The sequence below is a fragment of the Paenibacillus lutrae genome (genome assembly GCF_009757775.1).
In the GTDB taxonomy this organism is placed as follows: Bacteria; Bacillota; Bacilli; order Paenibacillales; family NBRC-103111; genus Paenibacillus_F; species Paenibacillus_F lutrae.
Map to the genome: position 1 here is coordinate 150629 of NZ_RHLK01000011.1, position 11025 is coordinate 161653.

General features: G+C 48.0%; 15 protein-coding genes. 9 read left to right on the top strand and 6 right to left on the bottom strand.

Features of this window, described 5'->3' with window-relative positions; translation table 11 throughout:
* Positions 1–222: 222 nt before the first annotated feature.
* The 3 genes from EDM21_RS17730 (at position 223) to EDM21_RS17735 (ending at position 1517) form a co-directional block, all read left to right on the top strand.
* Positions 223–819, top strand: coding sequence for a DedA family protein (locus EDM21_RS17730; protein WP_157337655.1), 597 nt, complete (start codon positions 223–225; stop codon positions 817–819).
* Between the two features lie 74 nt (positions 820–893).
* Positions 894–1028 carry a hypothetical protein gene (locus tag EDM21_RS25270; protein ID WP_268893092.1) on the top strand — a complete coding sequence of 45 codons (135 nt, stop codon included), beginning with the start codon at positions 894–896 and terminating at the stop codon, positions 1026–1028.
* Positions 1029–1214: 186 nt separating this feature from the next.
* Positions 1215–1517, top strand: a complete 303-nt coding sequence (locus EDM21_RS17735; RefSeq protein WP_157337657.1) for a hypothetical protein — start codon at positions 1215–1217, stop codon at positions 1515–1517.
* 92 nt (positions 1518–1609) lie between these two features.
* Here EDM21_RS17735 and EDM21_RS17740 read toward each other — a convergent pair whose 3' ends face one another.
* Positions 1610–1900, bottom strand: a complete 291-nt coding sequence (locus tag EDM21_RS17740; protein WP_157337659.1) for a hypothetical protein — start codon at positions 1898–1900, stop codon at positions 1610–1612.
* Positions 1901–1918: 18 nt separating this feature from the next.
* The gene (locus tag EDM21_RS25275) at positions 1919–2041 is read right to left on the bottom strand and encodes a hypothetical protein (RefSeq protein WP_268893093.1); all 123 of its coding nucleotides are present in this window, start codon (positions 2039–2041) and stop codon (positions 1919–1921) included.
* Between the two features lie 314 nt (positions 2042–2355).
* Here EDM21_RS25275 and EDM21_RS17745 point away from each other — a divergent pair, with 314 nt between their 5' ends.
* Positions 2356–2928, top strand: coding sequence for a hypothetical protein (locus EDM21_RS17745; protein ID WP_157337661.1), 573 nt, complete (start codon positions 2356–2358; stop codon positions 2926–2928).
* Between the two features lie 70 nt (positions 2929–2998).
* Positions 2999–4051, top strand: a complete 1053-nt coding sequence (locus EDM21_RS17750) for a hypothetical protein (RefSeq protein ID WP_157337663.1) — start codon at positions 2999–3001, stop codon at positions 4049–4051.
* 448 nt (positions 4052–4499) lie between these two features.
* Here the strand turns inward: EDM21_RS17750 and EDM21_RS17755 are convergent, their stop codons facing one another.
* A complete protein-coding gene (locus EDM21_RS17755; protein ID WP_157337665.1) occupies positions 4500–4937 on the bottom strand; it encodes a DUF4183 domain-containing protein in 438 nt (145 codons plus the stop codon).
* 65 nt (positions 4938–5002) lie between these two features.
* The gene (locus EDM21_RS17760) at positions 5003–5341 is read right to left on the bottom strand and encodes a DUF4183 domain-containing protein (RefSeq protein WP_235918254.1); all 339 of its coding nucleotides are present in this window, start codon (positions 5339–5341) and stop codon (positions 5003–5005) included.
* Positions 5342–5574: 233 nt separating this feature from the next.
* Between EDM21_RS17760 and EDM21_RS17765 the strand changes: the two genes are divergently transcribed.
* The gene (locus EDM21_RS17765) at positions 5575–6126 is read left to right on the top strand and encodes a DNA-3-methyladenine glycosylase (RefSeq protein WP_157337667.1); all 552 of its coding nucleotides are present in this window, start codon (positions 5575–5577) and stop codon (positions 6124–6126) included.
* Positions 6127–6396: 270 nt separating this feature from the next.
* Here the strand turns inward: EDM21_RS17765 and EDM21_RS17770 are convergent, their stop codons facing one another.
* The gene (locus EDM21_RS17770) at positions 6397–7692 is read right to left on the bottom strand and encodes an NCS2 family permease (protein WP_157337669.1); all 1296 of its coding nucleotides are present in this window, start codon (positions 7690–7692) and stop codon (positions 6397–6399) included.
* A gap of 304 nt (positions 7693–7996) precedes the next feature.
* Here EDM21_RS17770 and EDM21_RS17775 point away from each other — a divergent pair, with 304 nt between their 5' ends.
* The 3 genes from EDM21_RS17775 (at position 7997) to EDM21_RS17785 (ending at position 10754) form a co-directional block, all read left to right on the top strand.
* Positions 7997–8803 (top strand): Cof-type HAD-IIB family hydrolase, encoded by an 807-nt coding sequence (locus EDM21_RS17775; RefSeq protein ID WP_157337671.1) that lies wholly within the window; start codon positions 7997–7999, stop codon positions 8801–8803.
* 121 nt (positions 8804–8924) lie between these two features.
* A complete protein-coding gene (locus tag EDM21_RS17780; RefSeq protein ID WP_157337673.1) occupies positions 8925–9524 on the top strand; it encodes a YdcF family protein in 600 nt (199 codons plus the stop codon).
* Positions 9525–9587: 63 nt separating this feature from the next.
* Positions 9588–10754: an ROK family transcriptional regulator gene (locus EDM21_RS17785; RefSeq protein ID WP_157337688.1), complete on the top strand. Its 1167-nt coding sequence runs from the start codon at positions 9588–9590 to the stop codon at positions 10752–10754.
* A gap of 181 nt (positions 10755–10935) precedes the next feature.
* Here the strand turns inward: EDM21_RS17785 and EDM21_RS17790 are convergent, their stop codons facing one another.
* Complete coding sequence (locus EDM21_RS17790; protein WP_338043979.1) at positions 10936–11019, bottom strand: IS3 family transposase; 84 nt, start codon at positions 11017–11019, stop codon at positions 10936–10938.
* Positions 11020–11025 lie beyond the last annotated feature (6 nt).

Consider the following 11025-nt stretch of genomic DNA (forward strand, 5'->3'; position numbering starts at 1 on the left):
GCTGCAGCTATAGACAGGCAAGCCGGACCGGACGGGGGTCGGCTTGTTTTTTGCTTCCAATCGAGGAAATGCAAGGAACAATTCGGGGGTAATTGTGGACGCTTAATCGTAAGAATTCCGTTTCTTAAGATTTTCTTCAGAATTACCGACCGGAGTTAGTAAGATTTTTAGATTAGGATAAGGGTTGAAAAGGTACATATATAGATAAAGGAGGCGAGGGCGATGAATGACACCATCCTTCAACTTGTGGATCAGTACGGTTATTTCATCTTTTTCCTGGCTTTGGCGCTGGGGCCTTTCGGCATTCCTGTACCGAACGAAGTAACGGTGATGACTGCAGGTATGATTGGAGACAGCGGACTGCTGAATCCGTGGCTTGTATATAGCAGCACGTTATCCGGTCTGCTGGTTGCATTGACGGCCGGATACGGATTGGGCAAATATTTCGGACCGCCTTTGCTTAGAAGACTGCGCCGCAATGAGCGGTTCAGCGGCTACTATTCAACGGCCGAAAGCTTGCTGGACAAGTACGGGAGCGCGGCGCTGTGCGTCAGCACGTTTATCCCGATCGTCCGCTATTTACTGCCGGTATTTATGGGTGCCGCAGGCAAGCCATATAAGAAATTTGCGGTATACGCATATTCAGGCGCTCTTGTGTGGACGTTACTTGTATTCGGACTTGGCGTGTTGTGGGGGGAAAGCTTAACTGCACTGCTGGCCAGGACCGAGATAAAAACCGCTCTCATTGTTGCGATTCTTGCTTCAGGAGTCTTTGTAATCTGGAAAAAAGGAATAAGGAAATCCCAGTCGGGTGTATGACAGAAGATAGTTTCTTCACTGATCACTGACAACATAGACGATGAAATCATCATACAAATTCGGGAGGAATTATAATGGATGAAATGTATATGACCGCAGATTATGTGGGAGTCCATCTGAGCTGGCTTATTTTCGTGTCGGCGGCTGTCATGGGAATTATGAAATCGGCGAAGGGCCGCAGGAAACAAGGTGACAGAGGGGGGATCTGAAGGAGAGTTGTCCATCACAGGTCTAAGCAGAAACCTTCCTTCTGTCCCGGATTCTGGAGGGGCAGTCCTCTTCACTCCCTGCCGGATGCTAACATAGAGCGGCCGCCTTTTTGCCAGGCGGCTTTTCGGCGTTATAATAAACTAATCTTATAGATATAACGCGCCTAAAAGGAGGACGGACAGCAGATGGCCTTCGGCATCAAGAGAGAAGAATTGCAGCTGTGGAAAGAAGCGGTCTCCCGGGGAGAAATTGCTTACTTGACTCACTACTGGCTGGAGCCCAGATTTCCGGGTGTGACTACCGTTACGAAGGTAGGTTGTGCAGATCTGGACCGCTTGTCCAATTGGTGCATAGAGAACGGCTTAAGTCCGCGCTACATCCATAACCGTTCACCTTTCCCGCATTTTGACCTGATTGGTCCTAAGCAGGTAGAAATTTTGCGGAAAGAGGGGTTGTGGGAGCAGTTGGAGCGGTTTCGCATGCTCTGAAGACGGCTGCCGGGAAGTGCGGAGACATTCCCGTCTGCATGTCCTCAAGGCGGACGAGTCCGGTCCGTAGCTTGTGACTGGAGTGACCGGATTTATTTGCGTATAAATGCTTCGATCAGGTCCCCGACACTGACCTCATCAAGCTCCTCGGCAAGCCGGTCCGCCTTGGTTTTCTTACGGATGGAGCCCTGCAGGACAATTTGAATGTTCTGGTCTTTGTCGATTAAGACCGAAAGGACTTCGAGAGCATTCGTCAGCAGTCCGACGACGACCGCGATTTGCTGGGGGGTGAGCTGGGCGGACGAGGCTTTCTTTTTGCCTTTTTTACCATTGCCGTTACCATTGCCGTTGCCGCTGCCATTCCCATTCCCTTTTTTTATCATGGGTCGTCACCATCCATATCAAACTATAACGGTTTCACTGTCACCGCCTTCGCCATCCGTCCCAATCCCCGCAATGAATCCGAAAGCAATCACAAACAAAATGATTAAATTGATCAGATACTTGCCGTCATCGTCGCTCATATGTGCCCACCCTTAATTTCATAGTTATGTTCTACATCATATGATAAAGCGGACTAAGGGTTCCGGATTTACACTTCCGGCAAAGATGACATGTTTGGAATAAAATGGACAAAGACCTCTCGGGCACTATAAGGCATGCGTTCACGTAATAGGCCTTTAGGGAATAGGAATCCAGAAATATAAAAAAGGCCGCGATTTTATAGAAATATGCTCTGGTTATACAATATGGCATAATTTGACTTTTAAAAACATATTAGGCTATAACGAAAATATTTAGTAGATTTTACCAATAATCCATAAGGAGTGATTAGAGTTTGAAGCAGAAATTATTGAAAATAGTTTCGATTGCTAGCGTAGTAACTGCCCTATCTATTCCAGGATCTGTATATGCGAATTCAAAAGAAGATAAAGCTATTGAGGAAAATCTTAAAATCATTACAAGTTATTCTCCAGAAATCACTTACGAAAAAGCGCCTAAAACTGGAACAATTAACGCGCCAAGTGCACCAAGTGGAAGTAATGAGAATGAGGTATCCCCTTCTTCACTTGCTTTTATTAACGTTGCTTCAGGAACGACTGACACCGATTATATTTCCAGTATAAAACATGTTATGACCAGCGGAAGCACTAAAGGAAAAAAAATATCAGTAACCACTTCTGCAACTGCATCTATCTGGTTTGAAGGTAATTTCTCTGCTGGTTTACTAAACACTGGTCCAAAGAATACGGCAATTGCATACGGAACTGCATCATCAACAACAGGATCTACTACTCTAGTTGACAATACAGTAGTTAGTGGTTCATATCGTGGTATTACTTACCACTCTTGTGTATATGACTTTACCCTGTATGAATTAAAAACTTCTGAATCTGTAACAGTATATTAAAAAATAAATTTCGTAAGATGGGGATTTAAATTCCCATCTATTATTTCTTTCAGGGAGAGAATATTATAGTGTGAAGAAAATAGTCCTAATAGTATTATTTATTTGTATATTTGCATTAGCTATTAAATATTATTTTTTTAATGGAGATAAAATGAATAGCCAAGTCAGAAATGTTACGTTAAACGAGATCAATGTCTTAGAAAATGAACACGTATTACTTTCAAACACAGCTTCATTTAGTAGCTCCGCTTTTAGTTTCGCACAACGGCTTCGATTAGACCCTAATATGGAAGTCAAGTATGAATTACGAGACGATGATTATTTTAGATATTATATAAATAAAGATAAAAAAGATATTATTTCCGGTGAGTATACTATTGATACGATTGATGATGCGAACGAGATAATTCTTGTGGCAATCCAGGGATACGAAGTTGCTCCACTCAGAGTTAAAAATGATGATAAATGGAACAACTCTTTGCGTATTAACTTTGCCGCTAACTCAACAACAAAAATCCCAGTAGAAATAAAATGGAATCCTGATAAAGAAGAAGATTTAATTGTATTTCCAATCAAAAAAGATGAGCATGGAGAATACTACTCTGGTGGAAATTTAGGACTTGTTCGTTATTATATTCAAAACACAAATAGTCCAACTATTAGTAAGGATGAAATACGTAAACAATCAGGAATAAATGATAAACTTGTTTCTCAAGAAGGGATTACGCCAGTGCCTACACTTACGTGGATTGGAGATGATGGTAATCCTACTAAATTAGTCTTAGATAAAAATCAGATGATGTTGTCTAATACAAAATCTTATTCTTTAAAGATATCAGCAACTCCATACTCTACGGTATCAGATTTACTACTACTAAACGAAAATTTTGAAATTGAGGTAGTTAAAAGAAACATTCAGATGTACGAAGGACGAGAAACTAATCTGACCTTTCCACCAGAAATATTTAATAAAACCCATGAAAATTCTAGACAGTTTCTCTTATTGTTGAATAATAGAGGGAAATCTATGTTAACCGATATGATGTCTATAAATGAAATGAACAAAGCATTCCCTACTTCGTTTCAGCAAGTTATCGAAGTTTTCCCACTTCAACCTAAATAGAATCGGCTTAGATTGTGGAAACATATTTCTTGGATTTATAAAAGGAAAAGCTCAGAATATTTGTATTCGGAAGAGTTACCCGAGAAAAAAGGTAGATGCCTCCAAAACCACTGTCAAAGTGGAATCGGAGGCTTTATTTTTTGAGCAGATGTTAAACACGCGGCCTATTATAATTTTCTATACGCCAAAAATAAATAAAACTGGAGAGGAGCAGATCGTTTTTATAATCGGGCTGCTCTTTTATTGCAATGAATAGTTAATTTTTCGATTTCACGTCAAGAGTTATCCGACTCCGCTGCTAACTTACTGTCTGTTTCCGGGCAATTGGATTTCTCTCCTCGCATACACGCAGGTTGTCGGCAGGTTGAAGAATATATTACATATTACATATGCTCGAACGAAGAAGCTGAATCCACCGGAATACGGCGCAGCACACTCCAATCCCCTCTTACGTGTTCATAGTCGTGGTAACCGTCAAAGCAGGAGTAGATGCGGAAGCGGAGATCGTGCCGGAGTAGTCGTGGGTTTCGATAATGACAGGCGTCCCCGGCAGGAGCGCGGCGGAAGCGATGACCAGTTCGGTAGTCGAAAGCGCAGATAGATCGCCTTCTTGCAGAACGCCGTTTATATACAGACTGTAATAACCTCCGGCGGGCAGGACAGGCAGGACAGGCAGGGCTCCGGCTGCTACCGCTGTACCCGAATCGTCGAGGAAGCTGGTATCCGGGATTGTTGTAGTGCCTGCTGTGCCATCGATCATTCCAAGCGTTACAACGGCATGATATCTTCTTACATTGTCATCTACAGTTGTCGTCGTGACAGTTGTCACGGTTCCGGCTACTACACTGCTTGCGGTAACGAAGAGTTTAATTAAGGACGGGGGCATACGCGATCACCTCTTTGGCTTGTTTACTTTACTGTATGCACCTTGAGCGGGAATGTCGTGGTCTTCTAAACTTGCGGCAGCGGCAGCGGCAGTTGCCACCCAATATTGAAACGAATTGGAGGATAATCGGAACGCCTTTCTCGGGAATCTCCTGGCTGGAGGAGTGTGAGCTTCCCCAAGCTAACCTTGTATACGCTGGAGGGCTGCAGAACCCCATTAACGAATAAGTTCGTGTAGGATACGCTGCGGGATGACGGGATACGGATTTTTCCGTATGAGGGATCTTGGTCCCGGTTTCGGAACGACCGCTTAATTCCATCCGAGAAGGTAACAAACAGAGTGGCTCTTGCTTTCATCACGCGAAGCGGGCGGCATGTTTTCGTGCCGGGTTTCTTTGCTCGCATTGTGCGCCCTCTCCTCCGGTTCCTGCTTGTAATGTATCTATATGCACGGCAGCAGAGGTTGGTAAACGGGACATTTGGACCGCTTTTCTTGCGTGAAAAGAAGTGGCGTGAAAAGAAGGATACAGCCGTTTAACCGGGCTGCTGCCGGAAGCCCTGCCGACTTTTTTCATAGCGGTCGTTAAAATTTTGGGTAAGGTATGTGAAGAGGGATGTTGCCGACAGGGGGAAGAACGATGGATAAAGCATTTTTAGAGCGGGATCCGGTGCTGGTGGCCCGGGAATTAATAGGCTGTCAACTGGTCAGAGAGACCAAGAATGGGCTTATCCGTGTAGTCCTTACAGAAACGGAAGCTTACAAAGGAGCGGAAGACGCCGCCAGTCATGCCTGCCGGGCCGTAACGCCGCGTAATAAGCTGATGTTCGGTGAAGCAGGAATGCTCTATGTCTACCTGATTTATGGCATACACCGGTGCATCAACGTAGTGGCTCATGAACCCGGCGGAGTAGGGGCTGTACTGCTGCGCGGGGCCAGGCCGCTGGAAGGAGTGGACCTTATCCGTGCTAACAGGGGCAATGTGCCGGAACGGAATTTGTTAAGCGGACCGGGGAAATTGGCTCAGGGTCTGGGCATCGGTTTGGAGCTGAACGGGCATGATCTGCTCCTGAATCCGGACAGGGCATTGTCTTTGGAGAGAGGCAAACTGGACACGGGCCTCATTAGGGCCACGCCGAGAATCGGTATCAGCAAAGCTGTTGATCTGCCGTGGCGGTTTGTAGCGGAATGACTCGTTCCTTCAGGCGAACTGCGCTGAAGTCGTGCTGCCTGTTTCCCGCTATCTTTGTTGGCCCTTTTAATGTCGCGGGTGGTTCATTTTTAACTTGGGAAATCATTTCCCGAGTTAAAAATTCACGGGGCCAATAATTAACGAGCGGGGATAGTCCCTGCATCCAAAACCAAAAAAGCTGCTCCTTGTACAGACAGGAGCAGCTTTTGCTTGTATGGACGTAAGAGAGGGGCATGAATGAACGAGCTCCATCCAATTGATCTTGTCAAGTTAAGCTATAAAAATAAGCTGAAGCAGGAACAGCACCGCGAACACATACACAAGCGGATGCACCTCACGGAACTTGCGCTTGGCGATCTTCATCACGGGATAGGCGATGAAGCCCAGTGCGATCCCGTTCGCAATGCTGGATGTGAGCGGCATGCCGACGATGATCAGGAAGGAGGGGAACGCTTCTTCGAAGTCGTTCCACTCGATCTCGGAGATGCTGCGGATCATCAGGCAGCCGACAATGATCAGGCTCGGCGCTGTAATCGCGGACACCCCGGCGAGCGTATTGATCAGCGGGCCGAAGAAGGATGCGGCCGCGAACAGCACGACGACCGTCAGTGCCGTCAAGCCGGTCTTGCCGCCCGCGCCTACGCCGGCGGAAGACTCGACAGTCGCCGCCGTCGGACTCGTGCCCGTCATCGCCCCGGCGATGGTGCCTACCGAGTCGGCGGTGAAAGCCCGTCCGGCGCGTTCGAGCTTGCCGTCCTTCAGCAGTCCGGCCTGGCGGGTGATCGCCAGCAAAGTGCCGGTCGTGTCGAACAGCATCACGAATAAGAAGGAGAACACCACCCCGTACAATCCATATTCGACAATATCTTGAATGGATTGAATCGGATTCACGGCGACCAGGCCTTCCGGCAAATGAGGGACGGATACGATTCCTCCGTTAAACTGCAGCTGCCCGGTCGCATAAGCGATAATACCGGTAATCACCATACCGATGAAGAGCGCACCGTTGATATTCAGCGCCATGAGCGCAATCGTGACCGCTATCCCGATGAGGGTAAGGGCGACGCCCGGAGAACTGAAATCCCCGAGGGTGACCAGATTAGTCGGGTGATCCGTGACGATGCCCGAGAGCCGGAGTCCGATAAAAGCGATGAATAAGCCGATCCCTGCCGCTATGGCATGCTTCAGATTATTCGGAATCGCTTCAATGAGCTTGGAGCGGAATTTGGTCAGGGACAGCAGAAGGAACAGCAGGCCTGTTATGAAAACAGTCGAGAAGCCTACGCTAAGAGGCAGCTGGTGATTTACGATCACCGAGTAAGTGAAATAAGCATTGAGTCCCATAGCGGGAGCAATGACGATCGGGTAGTTGGCCAGAAGCGCCATGAAAAGCGTACCGACGACTGTTGCCACAATCGTGGCGGTAAAGCCCTGCTCGAACGGAACCCCGGCGTCGGACAAAATTTTGGGGTTCACGATAATAATGTAAGCCAGTGTGAGAAAAGTGGTTAGTCCCGCCAGTATCTCTGTTTTAACATTCGTTGATCTTTCTTTGAGCTGAAACATGATGTTCTCCTTCCGTTACAACAAAAAAATCCCTGCGGAAGCAAGCGTCCGAGGGGTTCGAAGCTCTTGGTTATACGTAATCAATGTTTTTATTTTACAGGAAAATAGAAGAGGAGCCAAGGGAAGGTTAGAAAAATATGTGTCTTGCCAGTATACCCAGAAAAACATTGCTTAATTAGAAAGGGTCTTATAAGATAAACTTAATCATTTGTTTTGATTAAGTTTGTTTAAGTTTTGGCGGATGCATATTTTTATCAGGAACAGCTTGTTACATACTTTTTTTCAAAGATAGGAGATTGGCATAATGACGTCATACAAATTAGTGGCCCTGGATTTAGACGGTACGACTCTGACCGAAGACAAACGTATTAGTGATGAAACCCGGTACTGGATTAAACGCGCAATGGAAGCGGGTGTCACGGTTATTTTCTCGACAGGGCGGGGGATGCAGACGGCAAGCATCTATTGGGATGACCTGCAGCTGGAGGTTCCGATGGTCATGCTCAATGGGGCGGAAATCTGGAAAGGCCCGGGCCAGCTGTGGGAGCGTCATTATTTGTCCCGTCAGGAAATCCGCAATCTGCATAAGCTTGCGGTCGATGCGGGAGCATGGTTCTGGGGGTACAGTGTAGAGAGCTTGACCGGTGCCCGGGAATGGACAGAAGAGATGTTCGAGCGCGACTGGCTCAAATTCGGGATCCGGCATGACGATCTGCCTACAATTGCCAAGCTGCGTGAAGATGCGGCTGCATGCGGCAATCTGGAGATTACCCGCTCTGCGGATATTAATATGGAAGTTACCCGTCAGGGAGTGAGCAAAGAGTATGGGGTACGCAAGGTATGCGAGCTGCTTGGAATAGGTATGCACGAAGTGATGGCAATCGGGGATCACCATAATGATATGTTGATGATTCAGGCTGCCGGCTGGGGCGTAGCGATGGGCAACGCGGAGGAGGAGCTCAAACGTGCGGCGGATGCTGTCACGGATACCAATGAGCAGGACGGGGTGGCACGGGCGATTCAGCGGTATGTTTTTGGCTTGGAGCCGCAGCCGCTGACACCTGACAAGACGGGTACGTATCAGCGCGGGGATGCGCGTTCGATCACCTGATTGGGCAGGCGTTTTACCGTAATGCAGGAGAGAATTCCTGGACAATACAATTTGTCAGCCTGCCCAGAATGTCCCGGTGATTTCCGCAAAGCTTAATATATAGGTAGAATAGGATGAGAATATGCTTATCTTGGTGTGGGCGGTTATGGCGGCGGCCGGTTTATACCTGGCCTACTTTATCTGGATGCATTCTTCGAGAATGTCCGGCCGGGATGCGGATGCGCTCATTGTGCTGGGCTTCAAATGCGAAGGGGATTCTCTGCATCCGCTTCTGAAGGATCGTCTGGATACGGCACTTTATTTGTTCGAAAAGCACAGCTACCATACCGTTATTTTGTCGGGCGGTGCGGTAGCTTCGGTCCTTAGTGAAGCTGAGATCATGAAGCGGTACCTGGCTCGGAACGGGATGCCGGAAAGCAGAATCCGCCTGGAGACATTATCCCGCAATACCGTTCAGAATATGGTGAACTGCGGCATCATGATGGCAGAGGAAGGCCTGAGCACGTGCCTGGTGGTCTCTAATTCTTTTCACATCAGACGGATGAAATATATTACGGATTCCCTGGGGATGAAAGCGATGTTCTATGCGAGCAGACGCCCTTTGTTTGTGCTGTATCAGTGGGGAATGACCTGGCAGGAAATTAAGGCTTTCCGGCTGACACTGCCCTGGCTTAAGAAGGTGGCGCAGATGGAGAAGCGGGAGATGATGGGTAAAAGATAGAAGGCCGTATGCGTAAGGGAGCGAGTCATTTATAATTTAAAATAAGAAGGGGGGAGGTTATTGATGCAACTCGAAAAATTCGGCAGTCACCAGCTTTTAAAATCGATTAACCAGCAAAAGGTGGTCCATCTGATCTTTACGGAAGGACCGATCTCGCGGGTTGAATTAGCGGAGAAAACGGGTCTGACGCAGCAGACCGTAACCAATATAGTGAATCGTCTACTGGAAGAAAAGCTCGTGCAGGAGGGGGAGCCGGTGTCCAGCACCGGAGGCCGCAAACCCGTCCCCTTAACGATCAAAGGCTCTCACCTGCACGGAATCGGTATTGTGGTCGCGGGCAAGTATGTGCGCGGTTCTCTCCTGGACTTTGGCTTTAACCGGCTCGGCAGTTTTGAGCGCGAGGTAACCAAATATGAGAGCGAGCAGCATCTGCTGGATATTATCTACGCCTGTATGGATGATCTTCTTCAGCACGTTCCGGACCGGAGCACCTTGAAGGGTGTGGGGCTGAGCGTCCAGGGTCTTGTGGACTCCAGGCATGGGGTTGTTCTCCGTTCTCCGGGACTCCGGTGGGTACGAATACCTGTGAAAGAGCGGATGGAAGATAAATACGGCATTCCCATCTTCATTGAGAATGATGTGAACCTTCTCTCGCTGAAGGAGAACGTGAACGGCGTCTTAAGCGGCTCCAGAGACAATCTGACAATCAAGTTTGACTACGGCATCGGGGGCGCGATTATATCGGACAATAAGCTGGTTGCGGGAGCTTCGTTCGTAGCGGGAGAAGTCGGGCACTATAAGGCTTTCTTCGGACCGGGCGCTCACCGGTGCTTCTGCGGAGGAACGGGATGCCTGACTACGCTGGCTTCGATCAGCGGGCTTCAAGGGAATACCGGCCAGACATTCGAGGAATTCTTGCAAAGGTTACGGGAAGGCAGACCGGAGGCATTGGAACTAAGAGAACGGATTATGACCGCAATCGGAGTGACGGTGTCGAATCTGATTACTATTCTCAACCCCGATCAGGTACTGCTGACAGGAAGGGTTACGGAAGCGCTTAGTGAGCAGCTGATGCCAAGGCTCCGTGATACTCTTAAGACGGATATTCCGGAAACATGCAGGAATGTGGAGCTCAAGCAATTAGCCGCTTCTCCGGATGAGACGGCGCTTGCGGTCGGCTTTGTGATGAAGAACCTGTTTGACGTGCCTGTCGATAGTTTGTCATTATAGGATGCCGATTGTCCGAACCCGGATAGGAGCCGAATTGTCCGCCGGGTGGGCGAAGCGGCCGGCTATTGACGCTGCAACGACGATGAGAACTCCGACTCCGGGAACCCGGGCATAAGCAAGCAAAAAAACTCCCTTGCGGCGTGCTGGTCAAGACCCCTTTTAGTGGACATCAGAAAAAGCCTCAGGCAACAAGCTGGCTTCGGTACTCAACCGGAGTCAGCTTGTTTAGTTTACGTTGTGCCCGGTCTTCGTTGTAAAAATAAATGAATTC